17 protein-coding genes are annotated in these 17,506 nt (G+C 67.0%); 7 read left to right on the top strand and 10 right to left on the bottom strand.

The window, feature by feature from the left end:
* The 7 genes from AC5RWT_RS19255 to AC5RWT_RS19285 form a co-directional block, all read right to left on the bottom strand.
* Nucleotides 1–922: fumarylacetoacetate hydrolase family protein (locus tag AC5RWT_RS19255; RefSeq protein ID WP_494081587.1), on the bottom strand; the 922-nt coding region annotated here is incomplete at its 3' end.
* Nucleotides 923–1,184: 262 nt separating this feature from the next.
* Nucleotides 1,185–2,171: a serine/threonine-protein kinase gene (locus AC5RWT_RS19260; protein WP_494081564.1), complete on the bottom strand. Its 987-nt coding sequence runs from the start codon at nt 2,169–2,171 to the stop codon at nt 1,185–1,187.
* A gap of 88 nt (nt 2,172–2,259) precedes the next feature.
* A complete protein-coding gene (locus AC5RWT_RS19265) occupies nt 2,260–3,066 on the bottom strand; it encodes an alpha/beta fold hydrolase (protein WP_494081565.1) in 807 nt (268 codons plus the stop codon).
* A gap of 2 nt (nt 3,067–3,068) precedes the next feature.
* Entirely contained in the window at nt 3,069–3,401 is a 333-nt protein-coding gene (locus AC5RWT_RS19270; RefSeq protein WP_494081566.1) for a biotin/lipoyl-containing protein, read from the bottom strand.
* A complete protein-coding gene (locus AC5RWT_RS19275; RefSeq protein ID WP_494081588.1) occupies nt 3,394–4,368 on the bottom strand; it encodes an alpha-ketoacid dehydrogenase subunit beta in 975 nt (324 codons plus the stop codon). Before AC5RWT_RS19275 ends, AC5RWT_RS19270 begins: the two co-directional genes overlap by 8 nt.
* 115 nt (nt 4,369–4,483) lie before the next feature.
* Nucleotides 4,484–5,530 (bottom strand): thiamine pyrophosphate-dependent enzyme, encoded by a 1,047-nt coding sequence (locus tag AC5RWT_RS19280; RefSeq protein ID WP_494081567.1) that lies wholly within the window; start codon nt 5,528–5,530, stop codon nt 4,484–4,486.
* A gap of 184 nt (nt 5,531–5,714) precedes the next feature.
* Nucleotides 5,715–7,121, bottom strand: coding sequence for an amino acid permease (locus AC5RWT_RS19285; RefSeq protein WP_494081568.1), 1,407 nt, complete (start codon nt 7,119–7,121; stop codon nt 5,715–5,717).
* A gap of 100 nt (nt 7,122–7,221) precedes the next feature.
* Here AC5RWT_RS19285 and AC5RWT_RS19290 point away from each other — a divergent pair, with 100 nt between their 5' ends.
* Nucleotides 7,222–7,695 (top strand): Lrp/AsnC family transcriptional regulator, encoded by a 474-nt coding sequence (locus AC5RWT_RS19290; protein WP_493967957.1) that lies wholly within the window; start codon nt 7,222–7,224, stop codon nt 7,693–7,695.
* 181 nt (nt 7,696–7,876) lie between these two features.
* On the opposite strand, the gene AC5RWT_RS19295 is transcribed toward AC5RWT_RS19290, so the two are convergent.
* Nucleotides 7,877–8,662 carry a hypothetical protein gene (locus AC5RWT_RS19295; protein WP_494081569.1) on the bottom strand — a complete coding sequence of 262 codons (786 nt, stop codon included), beginning with the start codon at nt 8,660–8,662 and terminating at the stop codon, nt 7,877–7,879.
* Nucleotides 8,663–8,902: 240 nt separating this feature from the next.
* Between AC5RWT_RS19295 and AC5RWT_RS19300 the strand changes: the two genes are divergently transcribed.
* From AC5RWT_RS19300 to AC5RWT_RS19325, 6 genes are all read left to right on the top strand, one after another.
* Complete coding sequence (locus AC5RWT_RS19300; protein WP_494081570.1) at nt 8,903–9,610, top strand: NUDIX hydrolase; 708 nt, start codon at nt 8,903–8,905, stop codon at nt 9,608–9,610.
* A 119-nt stretch (nt 9,611–9,729) separates the two neighbouring features.
* The gene (nadA, locus tag AC5RWT_RS19305; protein ID WP_494081571.1) at nt 9,730–11,055 is read left to right on the top strand and encodes a quinolinate synthase NadA; all 1,326 of its coding nucleotides are present in this window, start codon (nt 9,730–9,732) and stop codon (nt 11,053–11,055) included.
* Complete coding sequence (nadB, locus tag AC5RWT_RS19310; RefSeq protein ID WP_494081572.1) at nt 11,052–12,725, top strand: L-aspartate oxidase; 1,674 nt, start codon at nt 11,052–11,054, stop codon at nt 12,723–12,725. Before nadA ends, nadB begins: the two co-directional genes overlap by 4 nt.
* Nucleotides 12,722–13,624, top strand: a complete 903-nt coding sequence (gene nadC, locus AC5RWT_RS19315; RefSeq protein WP_494081573.1) for a carboxylating nicotinate-nucleotide diphosphorylase — start codon at nt 12,722–12,724, stop codon at nt 13,622–13,624. The genes nadB and nadC overlap by 4 nt, the downstream gene beginning before the upstream one ends.
* A complete protein-coding gene (locus tag AC5RWT_RS19320) occupies nt 13,621–14,763 on the top strand; it encodes a cysteine desulfurase family protein (protein ID WP_494081574.1) in 1,143 nt (380 codons plus the stop codon). Before nadC ends, AC5RWT_RS19320 begins: the two co-directional genes overlap by 4 nt.
* A 452-nt stretch (nt 14,764–15,215) precedes the next feature.
* Nucleotides 15,216–15,815: a hypothetical protein gene (locus AC5RWT_RS19325; RefSeq protein ID WP_494081575.1), complete on the top strand. Its 600-nt coding sequence runs from the start codon at nt 15,216–15,218 to the stop codon at nt 15,813–15,815.
* A 113-nt stretch (nt 15,816–15,928) separates the two neighbouring features.
* Here the strand turns inward: AC5RWT_RS19325 and AC5RWT_RS19330 are convergent, their stop codons facing one another.
* Both AC5RWT_RS19330 and AC5RWT_RS19335 read right to left on the bottom strand, forming a co-directional pair.
* Nucleotides 15,929–16,387, bottom strand: a complete 459-nt coding sequence (locus tag AC5RWT_RS19330) for a MarR family winged helix-turn-helix transcriptional regulator (protein ID WP_494081576.1) — start codon at nt 16,385–16,387, stop codon at nt 15,929–15,931.
* Nucleotides 16,380–17,483: an LLM class flavin-dependent oxidoreductase gene (locus AC5RWT_RS19335; protein WP_494081577.1), complete on the bottom strand. Its 1,104-nt coding sequence runs from the start codon at nt 17,481–17,483 to the stop codon at nt 16,380–16,382. The genes AC5RWT_RS19330 and AC5RWT_RS19335 overlap by 8 nt, the downstream gene beginning before the upstream one ends.
* Between the last annotated feature and the right edge of the window lie 23 nt (nt 17,484–17,506).

Genomic DNA, 17,506 nt, shown 5'->3' on the forward strand with positions numbered 1-17,506 from the left:
GCGTGCGCGCGGTGCCGATGACCTTTTGGCCGGGCTTGGTGGCCAGCAGGCCGTCAACGCTGACGTTGTTCAGCCCGCGCTTGCGCAGCGCGCCGGAAATGGTGGCCGTGGCAACCGAGAGCAGCTTGGCCTTGACCTCCTCGGTCAGCGCGGACTTGCCGGTGATCGCCGGGGCAAGGCCGGCCGCTTCCTCGCTGCCGAAGGCATCGATGCGGTCCTTGTCGGTGGTCTTCGGGGTGTTGCCGAAGGAGGCGAATTCCGCTTCGCCCTGGGTAACGGTCGTCGACAGGCGGCCGGTGCTCAGCCCGGCGGCTTCGTCGGAAACCTCAACCTCGACGACGTCGCCCGGCACGATCACGGAAGAGCCGGCCGGAGTGCCGGTGAGGATGACGTCGCCCGGGTGCAGGGTCATCAGCTGGGACAGGTCGGCAACAATGCGGGCGAAGGAGAAGATCAGGCCTGCCGTGGTGTCGTCCTGGACCACCTCGCCGTTGACCCAGGTGCGGATCCGCAGGGCGTCAGGGTTGACTGACGCGGCGGGCAGCAGGGCGGGGCCGAACGGGGTGAAGCCGTCGCCGGACTTGGAGCGGATGTTGGAGCCCTTGTCCGCGTACTTGATGTCGTAGACGCCCAGGTCGTTGCTGGCGGTCACCTGGCCCACGAAGCCCCAGGCCTCATCGACCGAAACGCGGCGGGCAGGCTTGCCGATGACCAAGGCAATTTCGCCCTCAAAGGCCAGCAGTTCGGTGCCCGCGGGACGCTCCACCGTGCCACCGGTGAGGGCGAGGGAGGAGGAGGCCTTCATGAAGTAGGAAGGGTGGGCAGGAATCCGTCCGCGCTGTTCTGCCCGGGACTTGTAGGACAAATGCACGGCCAACACCTTGCCGGCGTCCTCCAAAACCTGCTGATCCACCGCCTGCAGGGTGGCCGGGGACTGGGTGACGTTGCCTTCGGACAATGCATCCTCCTGTGAAGTGCGAAATCGTATACGATCCATCATGGCCTGTGGCGCGAGCCACGTCAAGAGGAGGGGGAGGATTTCTGACCGACCGGTTGGTCGCACGGGTTCACTGACGATCAGCGTCCACTTTTCGCGTGTACATCACGACGACGATGGGCAACCCGGCGGCCCGGCAGCGTTCACGGCACCCGGCGACCGCACGGGAAGATATGAGGGGGTTGGGTCACCCCACGCTGGGCGCGCGGTTCGGCGGCGCGGGTATTGCAATGTTCCCCGTTGTGCTGCCGCCGGTGCGTTCGGAGGCTGAGCCAGGATCAAAAACTGTGGCGGCGCCGGCGGGCATCGGAGAACCGTTGACGGACGCTATGGCAGGCAGGTCCGGGAGCGGAGCTTCGACGAAGTTGCGCAGGGTCACGGCTACCTCGTGTGCCGTAGGACGGGCATCAGGGTCGCGCAGCGTCATCTGGGTGAGCAGGGCCACCCATTCAGCGGGGAGTGAGTCAGGAATTTCCGGGTCGCGCAAAAGCCGGGCCAGGGCGGCTTCCATGGGTGTGCCGGAGAATGCCTTTTCGCAGGTGAGGCATTCGAGCAGGACCAGCGCCAGCGAGTACACGTCGCTGGCTGCGCTGACGGGGTTGCCCACGGCCTGTTCCGGGCTGAGGTAGTTTGCGGACCCGATGGTCGCGCCCTGGGCAGTGGCCATGGTGGCTTCGACCATCCGGGCGATGCCGAAATCCGTGAGCTTGGGGTGATGCCGGGTGTCTTCGGTGTGACCGTTGGCCAGCAGGATGTTGGCCGGCTTCACGTCTCGGTGGACAACTCCCTGGCTGTGGATGTAATTCAGGGCGTCGGCCAAGTCCGCGCCGATCTGCGCGGTCTCCACCTCGGAGAGAGGACCGGCCTTCAGCCGCCGCCGCAGGTCGGACCCTTCAATCAGTTCCATCACAAGGTAACTGGTGGTCGCGCCGTCGGCCGCCGTGTGCAGGCCGGCATCCAGCAAGGTCACCAAACCAGGGTGGTTCAACGTGGCCAGCAGCAGGGTTTCGGTGTGCTGCCGCCGGTAATCGTCATCGTCCGGCGTCGTCGGTGCGAACATTTTGACCGCCACGTCGCGGCCCAAAGATTCGTCCACTGCCCGGTACACGGATGCTGCCCCACCGGTGCCAATGAGCTCCCGCGTCCTGTAGCGCCCGCCCAGGAATACCTCCATCAAGCCTCCACGCCCCAGGAATTTAGTCTCATCGGCAATTGTACCGATCAAAAGCGCCGTTCGCGGCACAGGATCGGTGCGCGAACCATCAACCAGCGAGGAATTCGATGGCGGCGCTCTTGAACGCCCGCGAGGTCACGGCATTGGCGTGCGTCCGGGCAGGCAGCCACATCAGCTCGGCCGCATCGGAGAGCGCCGCCAGGTCCGGAGCGGTGGCAGCCAAATCGTCCTTGTCACCGGCCACCAGCAGCACCGGCATCCGCGGTACGGCTTCGGCGGGAACGAAGGGTTCGGCCTTGATCGCCTCGACCATGGTCATCAGCGCGAAGATGTCGTTGGACGGCACCAGCTTGGCCATCCGCAGCAGTTCAGCGGTGTTGACGTCCTCGATCGGCGTTCCGTCGGCCAGAAAGAGCTGGGCGGCACGCAGGTCGAAGTCGGCCAGGGGGTCGTTGCTGCCGGGGCCGCCGAGCACCATCCGCCGGACAAGTTCCGGCTGGGTGGCACCGAACTCCCAGGCCAGCCGCGCACCCAGGGAGTAGCCGATCAGGTCCACCCCGGTGTCGCCGTCGTCCTCTTTCAAGGGGCGCACTTTGACGTCCTGGACCAGTTGCAGCAGGTCGGCGCGGATCCGGCTGGGGGCGTATGCGTCCATCTCTTCCGGCGCAGCGCTTTCGCCGTGCCCGGGCAGGTCCACCGTGACAACCCGCCGGCCGGCCTGGGTCAGGGCGGTGACCCAGCCCGCGTCCTCCCAGTTGAGCTTGGCAGAGGAGGCAAAACCGTGCAGCAGGAGCACCGGGCGGCGGGTGCCCTCGGTGCCCTCGGCGGCCTCGTGCACCTGCACGTGCAGGCGCGGGTCAAGACCTTCTACGGTGTGCTCCCGGTGGGTTTCCATGCTCAGTCCTCGTCGTCGAGCGCCGCGGTCAGGCGGACGCGGCGCGTGGGCGCTTCTTCCTTCGGTACGGTGCCAACAATACCGGCGGTGTCGTCCGGGACCTCGAAGACGATCAAGGGCTCGCCCACCTTGATGGTGTCGCCGGGACCGCCGTAGATTTTCACGACCTTGCCCGCCTGGGGGGAAGGCAGTTCCACGGCGGACTTGGTGGTTTCCACCTCCACCAACGGGTGGTTGCGTTCGATCTGTTCGCCTTCGGCGACCAGCCATTCCAGCACGGTTGCCTCGATCAGGCCTTCGCCAAGATCGGGCAGGGGGAACGAAATTTCAGCCACGGCGATACTCCAATACTCGCTGGATCCCGAACAGGATGCGGTCAATGTTGGGCACGTACTCGTCTTCCAGGTCTCCTGAAGGGTACGGTACGTCGAATCCGGTCACCCGCTCAACGGGTGCCCGCAGGGTGGCGAAGCAGCGCTCGGTAATCAGCGCGGCCACTTCCGCACCCAGGCCGGAGGTCAGCGGTGCCTCGTGCACGACGACGGCGCGGCGCGTCTTGGACACGGACGCCGCCAAGCCCTCGGCGTCGATGGGCTTGAGCCAGCGCAGATCCAGCACTTCGAGCTCGATGCCGTCTTCGGCGGCGAGCTCGGCAACCTGCAGGCAGCGGGCCACCATGGCCCCCCAGGCAACCAGGGTCAGATGCTTGCCTTCGCGGACAATGCGCGAGCCTTCGGGGGAGTAACCCTCTCCTCCGGCGCCGGTGTCCACCGGACCCTTCTGCCAGTAACGGGACTTCGGCTCCATGAAGATCACCGGGTCCGGCCGCGTGGCCGCGTGCTTGAGCAGGTGGTAGGCCTCATGGGGGCTGGAGGGCGAAACCACCTTCAGCCCGGGGACATGGGCGAACAACGATTCCAGCGATTCACCGTGGTGCTCGGGTGCGCGGATGCCGCCGAAACTGGGCACGCGCAGGGTGATCGGCATCGGCATGGTGCCGCGGCTGCGGTAGTTCATCCGGCCCACTTGGCAGACAATCTGGTTGATCGCCGGATAGGCGAATCCGTCGAACTGCACCTCGGGGATCGGGTGGTAGCCGGCCATCGCAAGGCCCACCGACATGCCCAGAATGCCGGATTCGGCCAACGGGGTGTCGAAGACGCGGTCGGCGCCGAACTGCTTCTGAAGGCCGTCGGTAATCCGGAAAACGCCGCCGAGCTGCCCGACGTCCTCACCCAACACCAAGGCCTTGGGGTTGTCTTCCAGTACCTCTGCCAGCGCGCGGTTGAGCGCTTGCTGCATGGACAGAGTTTCGACGGCGGCCAGACCGGGTTCCACCACGTCCACGGATTCCTGCTGGGCGCTCGTTGTTGTTGTGTTGTCGATGGCGGCTTCGAGGTCGCTCAAGGTGGTGTGCTCAGACATGCTCGGACTCCTCCCGCCAGGCGCGTGCCTGGGCCTTCAACGCGTGTGTGGGTTCCTGGTAGACGAAATCGAACATCTCCGTGCCCGGGCGGGAGCCCAAGGCTGCCACTCCCTCCCGGATCCGTTCCTCTTCCGCCTTGGCGGCCTCCAGCACCTCGGTGAAGAAGTCCTCTCCGGCCAGGCCGTCGGCTTCCAGCCGGGCGCGCAGGCGCAGCAGCGGGTCTTCGCCGCCGTCGGCGCGTTCCTCGGCCAGGGTGCGGTAGCGGCCCGGATCGTCGCTGGTGGAGTGCGGGCCCCGCCGGTACGTCATGGCTTCCACGACCGCCGGGCCGATGCCCGCGCGTGCATGGGCCAGGGCTGCCGCCGTCGCCTGGTGAACCGCCACGGCGTCGTTGCCATCCACCTGCAGGGACGGCATGGCGTAGCCGGCGGCACGGGCGGCGACGGAGCCGCCTGCCACTTGGCGCTCGGTCGGCACGGAGATGGCGAAGCCGTTGTTCTGGATGAAGAAGACCACCGGGGCCTTCATGACTGCGGCGAAATTCATGGCTTCGTGGACGTCGCCCTGCGAGCTGGCGCCGTCGCCGAAGTAGGTGATGGCCACACCGAGTTCGCCCGCCGGTGTGCCGGAAAGCGTCTGCCCGTGCGCCCAGCCGACGGCATGCAGCACGGAGCCCGCCACGACGGCCTGGATCGGGGCGAACCGGGTTGCTTGCGGATCGTAGAGGCCACCGTGCCAACTGGCCTTGTGGGTGGACATGTAGTCGACCATGTCCACGCCCACGGTCCGGGCCACGCCCATTTCGCGGTAGGTCGGGAAGACGAAGTCGCGGGACATATCCAGCGCGTACCCGCTGCCTACCTGCGCGGCTTCCTGTCCGAGTTCCGGCGCGTAGCCGGGAATCAGGCCCTGGCGCTGCCAGCGGATGGCTGATTCGTCCAGATGGCGCACCGCCACCATCAGCCGGTAGAGCTCTTTGAGGTCCTCGGCGGACAGCTCGGGCTGCGCCGTTGGGTCCAGGGAAAGAACGCTGCTCATGCCTGCTCCTCCACGTCGTTTTGGTGCCGCAGAGCTCCCCCGCAGGGGCGGAGCGCGACGGCGTCAGTTGCTTACGGTGACACTAGTCACCGCACGTGAAGTGCGCAATCTGCCATGCGATCACCGAACAGTATGCACACTTCGCCGGGCGTACCGGCGATAGCTGCAGGCAAACTGCTTAGCGCTACGCGCGAGGTGAAGTTCCGGCGGGTGTTCGGCGTGCGGCGAGTTTTGCCGCCGCAGCTATCGCGGCGATCAGCGCCAGGGTCGAGAGCAGCTGGATTCCCGTTGCCGGGGAGAAGAAGCCGAGCACCAGGATCGCGGCCAGCAAGGCAAGGCCCGCATAGGTCATCACCGGGAAGCCGCGCATCCGGAACGGCAGCTCGGTGCCGTCGCGGTCGGCCCGGCGGCGCAGCACCAACTGGGACAGCAGGACCATCCCCCAGACCACCAGGCAGGTGGACCCGACGACGTTCAGCAACACCGGCAGGACGCGCTCAGGGAACAGCAGTTCAAGTACGGCCGCCACAAAACCAAACGCCACGGAGGCCAGCACTGCCCTGACCGGAACCCGGCGGAGGCTGAGCCTCCCGAGGGAAGCGGGGGCCTCGCTGCGTTCCGAGAGGGAAAAAATCATCCTGGATGCGCCGTACAGGTTGGCGTTGAGCGCCGAGAGCAGCGCTACCGCCGCGACCAGGGTGATGGCCACATCCGCGCCGGGGATCTGGGCGATCGAGAGTACCGCGGCAAAGGGCGATGCCAGTGCCTCCGAATCCCAGGGCACCGTCAGCGCGATCACGAGCACCGAGCCGAAGTAGAACACGAGGATGCGCCAGACAACGGTCCGGATGGCCTTCGCCACGCTGGCTCCCGGGTCTTCCGTTTCCGCGGCGGCAACGGCCACGATCTCGGTCCCGCCGAAGGCGAAGATCACCACCAGCAGCCCGGCGCCGATGCCGGCGATGCCGTTGGGGGCGAAGCCGTCGTCGCCGAAGATGACGCCCAACCCGGGCGACGGGACGTTGGGCAGCCAGCCGAAGAGCAAGGCGGCGCCGATGGCGAGGAAGGCAAGGATGGCGATGACCTTGAAGATGGCGAACCAAAACTCGAATTCACCGTAGTTGCGCACCCCGAACAAATTGACCACCGTGAAGACCACCATGAACACGAGCGCGAGCAGCCAGACAGGCAGCGCCGGCCAGACCGTGGCCAGCAAGCCCGCGGCGCCCACTGCCTCGGCCGCGATCACCACTACCAGCTGCAGCCACCAGAGCCAGCCGATGGTGGCGCCGGCGGTTCGGCCCAGTGCCTTCTCGGCGTACGTCGAGAAGGCACCGCTGCTGGGGTTGGCGGCGGCCATTTCACCCAGCGCCCACATCACGATGATCACCAACGTGCCCGCGAGCAAGTACGAAATCAACACCGCCGGGCCTGCGGCCTGAATGCCCGCTCCCGAGCCGAGGAAAAGCCCGGCGCCGATGGCGCTGCCGAGTCCCATCATGATCAGCTGGCGCTGTTTCATCCCGTGGCCGAGTCCGGCCGGTACGGGATCATTCGGGTCGCGGTGGCGGGTGGCGGTAAAGCGCGGCATCAACTGTCCTGTTGTTTGGCGAAAGCAGCCCGTAAGCTGACAATTTGTCTGGCAGTGTCCCACAACCGGCGGCACCGAACGCGAAAGGACGCCAAGCGTCATGCAGATCGACTCTCTCGATGCCGACATCGTCACGCTGTTCACGGAGGACCCGCGGATGTCGGTGCTGGAGGCCTCGCGGGTACTGAAAGTAGCGCGTGCCACGGTACAGGCCCGGCTGGACAAGATGCAACGTGCCGGCGTGACGGTGGGCTGGGGGCCGCGGCTTTCGCCCGAGGCGCTGGGGTATGTGGTGCGTGCCTACTGTTCGTTCGTGATCCGGCAGGAGTCCGGGCACGACGCCGTGGCTGCCGCGCTCGCCGACATTCCCGAGGTGTTGGAACTGCACACCGTCTCCGGTGAAAGCGATCTGCTGGCCTGCGTTGTCGCCCGGTCGAACGCGGATCTGCAGCGGGTGCTCGATCAGGTCATGGCGACCAACACGGTGCTGCGTTCGTCATCCGTCATCGTCCTCAACAGCCACTTCCGGGAACGGGCCCTTCCGTTGGTCCAGGCTGCCGCCAATCCTCGCTGAACCCGGCGGCTGTTTCTGCGGGGGCCCTGGGGCCTTCACCGCACCGGTGCCCGGAGCCACTAGGGCGACGGTTCCCCACGTCAGTGCGGCCAGCCGTGGGTGCATGGCTGAAGCGTAACCCGGGGGTATCGGATCGGCGCCACGCGGCGGGGCGCCATGTAGAAGTGCACAGTGCGTCATGTCAGTCGGAGGTGGTCGGCTCCGGCTTTTCCAGTCCGTCGAACGGTGCAAGGTCCCGCCGGAAGTTCTCGATGTCGCTTTCCGACAGCGCGGTGGCGCCGTATCCCAGCGTGATCGATCGCGGTGCCCACCCGTGCTCCGCGGCTTCTGCGGCTGCCTTGCCGGACGGGTCACGGGACACATCCAGCAGAGTGATCGACAGCCACTGGGAACCTGCTTGCGCCGCTCCGCTCCACACCCAGTATCCGTCCGGATCATCGGTTCCGAAGCGCTCACGCTGTTCCCGCTGCCAGGTTTCATCGTCGCCGTGCGGCGCTGACTGGTGATCAAGAACCAGCACATCGAAACCATGGTCTGCGAGGATCCCGTTCACCATGTCAACGATGCGCTGCCAGTCTCCAGGCGCCGGGGGAGCCGAGTCGCTGATGTGGTTGGCGGAGTTGAAGGTTGAATACGCGGACTTGCCGCCGTACCCGTTTCCTTCCTGCGGATACCAGCCCGCTTCCCCGTCGCGCTGCCAGCGCAGCCCGTACTCTCTGCTGAGCGCGGATTCCACGTCGGACAAGAGGGCTTCCGCCAGTGGTTCGGTCTGCTCTCGGGTAGGTGCAGAAAGTATTTTCTCGGCTGCAATGTGGGCGTGGCCCGGATAATCACGCCAGTCCACAGTCGTTTCACGACCGCTCGTGTCGATGTAGGTGGTCGTGGGCGAGGCTGAACAACCAACGAGCAGGGCGACGAAAAGCCAAAGACCCATGCGCCCGGGCCGCGCGGGCCGTGCTGTCTGCATCCGGACCCTTCGAACGAGACCTGCCAATGACTTCCCACGGTAGCGGGGGAAATGACAGTTGCGGTACGAACACGCGGGTCATCCGGAGACAAAGGGTGGGAGGCTCGGCCGGCGCCGCCATGATCTCGATGCCGTCACAATTCGCCGGCATCGGGATGTGATTGGGTCAGTGTGACCCTAACCCGCTAGGATGAGATCTAGTCATTATGACTTTTACTAGTCTTCAGGGAGGAGGCAGCCGTGCCAAGGTACGCGGCCAACGTGTCGGAGCGCGCCCAGCAACCGCCCGAATTGGCCATCTCCACGGTGATCTTCGCGCTCCGCCCGGATCCGGAGGCTGGCTGCCCCACCCTGTGGCTGCCGCTGGTCCGCCGTACCCGCCAGCCGTTCCGCGATCTGTGGGCGCTGCCGGGCGGCCCGCTGAGTTCGGCCGAATCCCTGCAGGATGCTGCGGCGCGGAACCTGCAGGAGACTACCGGGCTGCAGCCGAGCTACCTGGAGCAGTTGTACGCCTTCGGCGGCCTGGACCGTTCTCCGGCGCAGCGAGTGGTCTCCATCGTGTACTGGGCGCTCGTGAAGCCGGACGAGGCAGCGCTGGCCCGTGAAACCGAGAACGTTCGCTGGGTGCGCGCCAATGAACTGGGTCAGCTGGCGTTCGATCACAATCAGATCGTGGACTACGCGCTGTGGCGGCTGCGCAACAAGGTGGAATACAGCTCCATCGCGTATGCCTTCCTGGGGTCCACCTTCACGCTGGCCCAGGTCCGCGAAGTCTACGAAGCCGTGCTCGGCAAGCAACTGGACCCGGCCAACTTCCGCCGCCAGCTGCGCGCCACGCCGGACATTGAACCGACCGATGAATACTTGCAGGGCGGCCGGCATCGGCCACCCCGGCTCTACCGCTACACCGGCAGCGCTGCTCAGCTCAGGGGCAGCCCGCCCGCCTAGCCGACTCCTCAGCCGAACCGGCCGCGCTCCGTGGAACCGCCGCACACGCACCAGCCTAGGCTCCGCCGCCCGCCACGATTTTTTCCGACCCGACCCCCGCCCGAACAACGGAGAACCCCATGCCATCGGTCAACACCGCCATCCAGCTGCTCACCCGCGAGGAAGCCCTTGCAGGGGCCCGCCCCGCAGCGTCCACCTGCACGCCCGGTTTGGCACAGGGGCCGTGGGCCTTCGATACTGCCTCGGCCAGCGGCGCCTGGACCCCCACGTACGGACCGGGTGCGTCGGTGGCCGATCCCGCGCCGGCCACGACGCCGCGGCAGGGCGAAATTCCGGCCGAGTACCGACTGGCCAGCGACGACGAGTTGGAGACGCGGATTCTTGCCGCCAAGGAAAAGCTGGGCGACAAGCTCGTCATCCTCGGCCACTTCTACCAGCGCGACGAAGTGGTCAAGTACGCAGATTTTGTGGGGGATTCCTTCCAGCTGGCGCGGGCCGCGAAGGAAAAGCCGGAGGCGGAAGTCATCGTGTTCTGCGGCGTGCACTTCATGGCGGAAACCGCCGACATGCTCTCCGGTCCCGACCAGGCAGTGATCCTGCCGAACCTGGCCGCCGGCTGCTCCATGGCGGACATGGCGGACATCGACTCGGTGCAAGCCTGCTGGGACCAACTGGCCGGCGTGCTCGGCACCGGTCCGGACGCGGACGGCAAGGTCCCGGTCATCCCCGTCACCTACATGAACTCCTCGGCCGCGCTCAAGGGTTTCTGCGGCGAGAACGGCGGGATCGTCTGCACGTCGTCGAACGCGGAAACCGTGCTGGAGTGGGCGTTCGAGCGCGCCCACCGCGTGCTGTTCTTTCCGGACCAGCATCTGGGCCGCAACACGGCCAAGGCCCTGGGCGTGCCGCTGGAGCAGATGCCCCTGTGGAATCCGCGCAAGAGGCTGGGCGGTAACGACGAGGCCACGCTGCAGGACTCGCGCGTGATCCTCTGGCACGGATTTTGTTCGGTGCACAAGCGATTCACGGTCGACCAGATCGAGAAGGCCCGCGCCGACTATCCTGGCGTCCGGGTGATCGTGCATCCCGAATGCCCGATGCCGGTGGTGGACGCCGCAGATGAAGCAGGCTCCACCGATTACATCCGCAAGGCCGTGGCCGCCGCCACCGAACCGACGGTCTTCGCGATCGGCACCGAAATCAACATGGTCAACCGGCTCGCCGCTGAGTTCCCGCAGCACACCATTTTCTGCCTCGATCCGGTGATCTGCCCCTGCTCCACCATGTACCGGATCCACCCGGGTTATCTGGCCTGGGTGCTGGAGGCCTACGCCGGCACCGGTGACCTGCCCGGTGGCGAGATACTCAACCGGATCACCGTGCCCGGTTCAGTGGCCGTCCCCGCCCGGGTGGCGCTGGAACGGATGCTGGCAGCCAAGCCGTGACACGGGGTCCGGCCCGGCGCGTGGCGGTGGTGGGATCCGGCATCGCCGGGCTCTACGCCGCAGCGCTGGCCGCAGCGCGTCCTGACACGGCCGTCGCCCTGATCACCAAGGGAGGGCTCGCCGAGTCCAATACCTGGCACGCCCAGGGCGGGATCACCGCGGTCACCGACCAGGGCATAGCTGTAGGGGATTCCGTGGCGGCCCACATCGCCGATACCCTCACGGCCGGCGCGTTTATGAACGACGACGGCGCCGTCCGCCTTTTGTGCGAAGGCGCAGCACGGGAAATCGCCACCTTGGAAGAGTGGGGTGTGGCCTTTGACCGCCACGCCGGCGCCTTGTCGCTCGGACTGGAAGGGGCGCATTCGGCGCCGCGGATCCTGCACGCCGGCGGCGACCGCACCGGAGCCGGCATCGCCGAAGTCCTGATCCGGGTGGTCCGTGGTCTGGCGGAGGCTGGCCGGCTGGAAATCCTCGAGCACACCATGGTGCGCCAACTCCTGACCGTAGACGGTCGCGTGGCCGGGGTGGAGCTGATGGATAGCCGGACGGAAGCAGAAGGTGCGGTGCCCGCGCAGCTGGACACCGACGTCGTGATCCTCGCAACCGGCGGTGCCGGGCAGCTGTTCCCGGCCACCACAAACCCGGCCACGGCCACCGGCGACGGCGTGGCCTTGGCCTGGCGGGCCGGCGCGGCGCTGGCCGACTTGGAGTTCATCCAGTTCCATCCCACCCTGTTGGATCCGGCGGCGACAGGCGGCAGGCCGTTCATGATTTCCGAGGCAGTACGCGGCGAGGGCGCCGTGTTGGTGGACGGGACGGGAGAGCGGTTCATGCCGGCGCTGCATCCTCACGCCGAGCTGGCGCCGCGGGACGTGGTTTCGCGCTGCATTCACAACCAGCTGCGCCGGCAGGAGGAACTCGGCCTGGTGCCGCAGGTGTTCCTGGACGCCACCGAAATCGAGCGGGAGAAGGGCCCGGGTTTCCTGGCCGCCAGGTTTCCGATGATCGACGCAACGGTGCGGTCGTTGGGTCTTGATTGGACGAGGCGGCCGCTGCCGGTCCGTCCGGCCTCGCACTACTGGATGGGGGGTGTGCGGACCGACGCGGACGGCCGGACCTCGGTACCCGGATTGTCCGCGGTGGGCGAGGTGGCCTGCACGGGCGTCCACGGCGCGAACCGGCTGGCCTCAAACTCGCTGCTGGAAGGCCTGGTCTTTGCCCGCCGGGCCGTCGGGGTGCTGGACGGCCCGGAGAGCACGCCGGTGTTCGCCGCCGTGCCGCTGGACATGGGCGCGCCGATGGGCGGTGGCCGGCAGGCTGCCGGAACCACCGCGTGCACGCGCGGGCAGGTCCAGTCCTTGATGGCGGGCGCCGCGGGCGTGGTCCGCGACGGTACAACGCTGCAGGGCGCCACCCGGCAGTTGGCGCAGTGGCAGGTAGCGGTCACCGACGCAGCCTCGGCGGAGGATGAGGCCCTGCTGACCGTTGCCCGGCTGGTGGTGGCCGCCGCCTCGGCGCGGCAGAACAGCATTGGCACCCACTACCGCAGCGACTTCGACCGGGCACCGGAGGACCGCACCCATCTGGCCTTCGTCAACGCCGCGGCGGTCCGTGCGTCCGCCGACCTTTCGACAACATCCCAGCGAGTCCTGCAGGAGCAGCCATGAACCACATCCAGCCGATCGACCGGGCTGCCTTGGAGCGGATTGTCGCCGGGGCGTTGGAAGAGGACGCGCCGTGGGGGGATATCACCTCCAACACACTGATTGCTGCCGGCGCCCTGGCGACGGCGGAGCTGACCGCCCGGGAGCCGGGCGTGTTCTGCGGTGGCCCGGTGCTCGCCGAGGTCTTCCGCCACGTGGACCCTTCCGTGCAGGTGGAGGTGAAAACCGAGGACGGTGCAGCGTTTGACGCAGGGGAGGTGCTGGCAGTGTTGAGCGGCAACGCGCGCGCCATCCTGCTGGGCGAACGCGTGGCCCTGAATTTGCTGCAGCGGCTGAGCGGGATCGCTACCCAGACTGCCGCCTATGTGCGGGAGGTGGCCGGAACTACGGCCCGGGTGGTGGATACCCGCAAGACCACGCCCGGCCTGCGGGCGCTGGAGCGTTATGCCGTCCGCTGCGGCGGCGGGCACAACCACCGTTATTCGCTGTCCGACGCGGTGATGGCCAAGGACAACCACTTGGCCGTGCTCACGGCGGACGGCACTCGTGACCTGACCGAGGCACTGCGGGAGGCGAAGGCCAAGCTCCCGCACACGGTCCATTTCGAGGTGGAAGTTGACCGCGTCGAGCAGATCGAGCCGGTGCTCGCCGCCGGCGTGGACACCATCATGTTGGACAACTTCAGCCCGGATGAGCTTCGCGCCGGCGTTCAACAGGTGGCCGGCCGCGCCATCGTCGAGGCCAGCGGGAATGTGCGGTTGGAGACCGTGGGCGAGATCGCGCGGACCGGCGTCAACGTCATCTCGTCCGGCGCGCTGACCCACAGCGTGCGGTCGCTGGATCTGGGGCTGGACATCCGGATCGCGTCCGGGCACGCGGCCGGTGAGGGATCGTCGTCGTGATTTATCTGGACGCAGCGGCAACGGCTCCGGTGCGCCGCGAGGTGTTGGAGGCGATGTGGCCGGCGCTGACGCAGGACTTCGGCAACCCGTCGAGCCACCACACCGTGGGCGAGGCGGCGCTGCGCGCGCTGGACTATGCACGCGGCAAGGTGGCCGAGGTGATGGGTTGCCGTCCGGGCGAGATCATCTTCACCTCCGGCGGGACCGAGGCCAACAACCTGGCGGTCAAGGGCATCGCGCTCGCCGCCCCGCGTGGCAGGCATATTGTCACCAGCGCCGTGGAGCACCCGTCCGTACTGGAGGGTGCCGATTATCTGGCCCGCTTCCACGGCTTCGAGGTCACGCGGGTGCCGGTTGATGCTGCGGGTGTGGTCCTGGTCGACCAACTGGAAGCCGTGCTCCGCGATGACACCACGCTGTGCACGGTGATGTACGCGAACAACGAGGTGGGCACCATTCAGCCGATCGCCCGCATCAGCGGGCTCTGCCGCGCCGCAGGTGTCCCGTTCCACACCGACGCCGTACAGGCGGCCGGCTGGCTAAACCTGGACGTCACGACACTCGGGGTGGACGCGCTCAGCGTGTCCGGCCACAAGCTGGGTGCGCCCAAGGGCTGCGGCCTGCTCTATGTTGCCGGCAGGGTCCTGCTGGAGCCGGTGCTGCACGGCGGCGGACAGGAACGTGGCCGGCGGTCCGGCACCGAGAACGTTGCCGGCGCAGTGGCCGTTGCCACCGCGCTGTCGCTGGCCGACGGGGAGCGGGCGGCAACCGTGGAGCGGCTCACGGGCTACCGCGACTACCTGATTCGCAGTGTCCTGCAGGAATTGCCCGGTACCGTGCTGACCGGGCACCCAACCGAGAGACTGCCCGCCAGTGCTTCCTTCTGCTTCCCGGGAACCTCCGGCGAGGCGGTGCTGCTGGAGCTGGAACGCCGGGGCGTGGTCTGCTCCAGCGGCTCGGCCTGCGCCGCCGGCTCGGACGAGGCCTCCGCTGTGCTGCTGGCAATGGGGATTGCACCTGCACTGGCGCAAACCGCCGTGCGGCTGACGTTCGGTGCGGGCGTCAAGGAATCCGAGATCGCCCTGGCAGCCCGCTCGGTCGTGGCCGCGGTCAAAGAGGTTCAGGCGCTGCGGCGCTGAGCAACCGATGTCCCGTGCGAAGGGCCCCCCGCACCCGAAGGGCCGCCCGCACCGAAGGGCACCGCCGGTACCCGAGGGTTGCCAGAGCGTCGCCGGCAGCGGACGGGTCGCTGCTAACAATCCGGTAGCGAACGGGTCCGGTTCAGCCCGTGGCCGGTAGGCTCCGTGTCACGGATTGCGCACCCGGGGACGTGGGACGCGGACGGTTCTCTATCGACTGAGCCGGCTGCCGGATACCGGGGACAGCCGACGGACTGAGGGGACGGACCATGATCAGGGTGGGAACGTTCGGACGGGGTGCCGCAGCCATCGTGTGCATGGTGCTGGTTTCCGGCTGTGGCCTGTTATCCGCCAACGACGGCGGTGCTTCGGTCAGCGCGGGGGCGACACCAGCGGCGGTGTCCGGGACCACTCCAGCGGCAGGGCTGCCGTCCCAGCATGGAAAAGCTCCTGTGCGTAAAGCTACGGTAGAGGGCTGGAAGGTGTACACCGACCCGGACCGTGTGCTCAGTTTCGAAGTCCCCGGCGACTGGGTCGTGCAACGGCAGATCAAACCCCGCCAGCCCTCGGACCGTGGGCTTCACCTGAATATCCGGGACTCCTCCGGCAAGTTGGCTGCCGAACTCCATACCCGGCTCAAACTGCCGAAAGCCACCTGTGACGACGGCGGCATGACCGAACTGCGCGTGCTGCTCAGCGAACCGGCAAAGGTTCCCGCCGCGGTGTCCGCCAAGACCGACGAGCCGCACTTTGTGTACCGAACGCTGCTGGGCTACCGGTACTTCGGCTCGCTGGGGTTGACCGACAAGCCCGCCGGCGACGGCTACCGGGCCTGCATGGTGGAAAACACCGTCAACGGCCCGGAGCCGGTGGGCACGTACTCCTTTGGCACAGCCGTTCGCCACGGCACGCCGGCACCCGGCGAGAAAACCGGCTTGCTGGACGCCTACGGCCTGATTGCCGAGGCAGAGGACCACCTCGCAACGAAGCGCTTCAAAACGGTCCGGCAGGTCATCATGTCCCTGCGGATAGCCGGCGACGCTCCGGCCTGAACACGTCCGGTGCCGCCGCATCGGCGACGGCACCTCCGGCCCCTTTCACCTTCGGCCATTCGGCGTCGGTGGCTGGCGTGGGACGACGGAAGTCCGCAGACGTCTCCGTCAGGTCAGACCTCCTTGAGACCGAACCGCATCTTGTCGGTCAGCCCTTGAAGCTGGCGGAATTCCTCCTCGGACAGCAGCGGCGCGAGCATGGAGTGCAGCTGCTTCACGTGCTCGCGGCCGATCTCTTTCTGCAGTGCGCGGCCTTCATCGGTCAGCGAGATCTCGATGCCCCGCTGGTCGTTCCGGGCGGTGCGGCGCAGAACCAGGCCTTTCTTCTCCAGCCGGTCCACCATCCGGCTGAGGCTGGGCTGGCTGATCAACAGTGCTTCGTTCAGCTCGTTCAGCCGGCTCCAGCCGCCCGGACACAGGCTCAGGTTGAACAGGACGTCGTACTCCCGCATGGCGAGCTTCCTGAACTCGGGCAGCTGCTGCATCCTGCGCATCACCGCCACCTGGGTGCGGAACAGCGATTCCCAGGCAGCCGCCGTCGTCCTGATTTCAGGGCCCGCTGAATCAGCCATTGGACACCGCCTCAGCGCGCTTGGCCTCGCGCGCGGCCTTGCGGCTGGCATGGGTGGGGGCTTCCGGAACATGGGCCGGCTTGCGGGCGGCGAATTCCTTCTTCAACACCGGCAGCACCTCTTCGCCGAACAGGTCCAGCTGCTCCAGCACCGTCTTCAGCGGCAGGCCCGCGTGGTCGATCAGGAACAGTTGGCGCTGGTAGTCGCCAAAGTAGTCGGCGAAGGCCAAGGTCTTCTCGATGACCTGCTCCGGGCTGCCCACGGTCAGCGGGGTCTGGGCGGTGAAGTCCTCCAAGGAGGGGCCATGGCCGTAGACGGGGGCGTTGTCGAAGTAGGGTCGGAATTCATTCACCGCGTCCTGGGAGTTTTTGCGCATGAAGAACTGCCCGCCCAGGCCCACGATCGCCTGATCTGCGGTGCCGTGGCCGTAGTGCTCGTAGCGCTCGCGGTACAGGCCGATGAGCTGCATGTAGTGCTCCTTCGGCCAGAAGATGTTGTTGGCGAAGAACCCGTCGCCGTAGTACGCGGCCAGTTCCGCGATCTGCGGCGTGCGGATGGAGCCGTGCCAGACGAAGGGCGCGACGCCGTCCAGCGGCTGCGGCGTGGAGGTGTAGTTGTGCAGCGGGGTGCGGTGCTTGCCTTGCCAGTTGACAACTTGTTCATCCCATAGCTTGCGCAGCAGCGCATAGTTCTCCACCGTCAGCTCCAGCGAATCCTGGATGTTCTTGCCGAACCAGGGGTAGACCGGGGCGGTGTTGCCGCGGCCCAGCACCAGGTCAACGCGGCCGTCGGCCAGTTGCTGGAGCATGGCGAAGTCCTCGGCAATCTTCACCGGATCGTTGGTGGTGATCAGTGTGGTGGCCGTGGAGAGCGTGATCCGCTCGGTCTGTGCCGCAATGTAGGCCAGCAGTGTGGTGGGGGAGCTGGAGAAGAACGGCGGGTTGTGGTGCTCGCCGATGGCGTAAACATCCATGCCGATTTCTTCGACCTTTTTGGCGATGGCCACCGATGCCTTGATACGCTCCCGCTCGGTGGGCATGCGGTTGGTGGTTGGGTCCAGGGTGACGTCGCTGACGCTGAATACGCCGAGTTCCATGATTTACCTCTCGTGGTGCTGTC

It is taken from the genome of Arthrobacter sp. Dra40, assembly GCF_059091905.1.

Coding starts and splice junctions, on each gene's coding strand:
- AC5RWT_RS19260 (WP_494081564.1), bottom strand. CDS start 2,171: ATGGAGGTATTCCTGGGCGGGCGCTACAGGACGCGGGAGCTCATTGGC.
- AC5RWT_RS19265 (WP_494081565.1), bottom strand. CDS start 3,066: ATGGAAACCCACCGGGAGCACACCGTAGAAGGTCTTGACCCGCGCCTG.
- AC5RWT_RS19275 (WP_494081588.1), bottom strand. CDS start 4,368: ATGCAGCAAGCGCTCAACCGCGCGCTGGCAGAGGTACTGGAAGACAAC.
- AC5RWT_RS19280 (WP_494081567.1), bottom strand. CDS start 5,530: ATGAGCAGCGTTCTTTCCCTGGACCCAACGGCGCAGCCCGAGCTGTCC.
- AC5RWT_RS19285 (WP_494081568.1), bottom strand. CDS start 7,121: ATGCCGCGCTTTACCGCCACCCGCCACCGCGACCCGAATGATCCCGTA.
- AC5RWT_RS19290 (WP_493967957.1), top strand. CDS start 7,222: ATGCAGATCGACTCTCTCGATGCCGACATCGTCACGCTGTTCACGGAG.
- AC5RWT_RS19295 (WP_494081569.1), bottom strand. CDS start 8,662: ATGCAGACAGCACGGCCCGCGCGGCCCGGGCGCATGGGTCTTTGGCTT.
- nadA (WP_494081571.1), top strand. CDS start 9,730: ATGCCATCGGTCAACACCGCCATCCAGCTGCTCACCCGCGAGGAAGCC.
- nadC (WP_494081573.1), top strand. CDS start 12,722: ATGAACCACATCCAGCCGATCGACCGGGCTGCCTTGGAGCGGATTGTC.
- AC5RWT_RS19330 (WP_494081576.1), bottom strand. CDS start 16,387: ATGGCTGATTCAGCGGGCCCTGAAATCAGGACGACGGCGGCTGCCTGG.
- AC5RWT_RS19335 (WP_494081577.1), bottom strand. CDS start 17,483: ATGGAACTCGGCGTATTCAGCGTCAGCGACGTCACCCTGGACCCAACC.